1 protein-coding gene is annotated in these 239 nt (G+C 75.7%); it reads right to left on the bottom strand.

The genetic code is table 11. The features are described from left to right. Positions 1 to 239 (bottom strand): TonB family protein (locus ACH107_RS34020; protein WP_412509951.1); only part of this gene is annotated, 239 nt, incomplete at both ends.

Below are 239 nucleotides of genomic sequence, written 5' to 3'. Positions count from 1 at the left end.
CGCGCCGCGCGCACGGCACGCACGGCCGCCTCGTCCAGAACGCTGTGCCCGGATGAACGGATCATGGACACGCCGCGCAGGCGCCCGTCACGGCCGATGGTGATCCGGACCTGCACGCTGCCCGAGGCGCCGCGCGCGCCGCGCGGATAGCGCTTCGACTGCTCGATCCTGCGGCGCACCTGGGCGCCCCATTGCGCCGCGAGGCTTTGGCGCCGGCTGGCCGAAAGGGTGGCCGCGCG

The sequence above is a fragment of the Roseovarius halophilus (ex Wu et al. 2025) genome, from assembly GCF_047086965.1.
The sequence above is the reverse complement of the archived record's forward strand: the minus strand, read 5'-3'. Positions and strand labels throughout refer to the sequence as shown.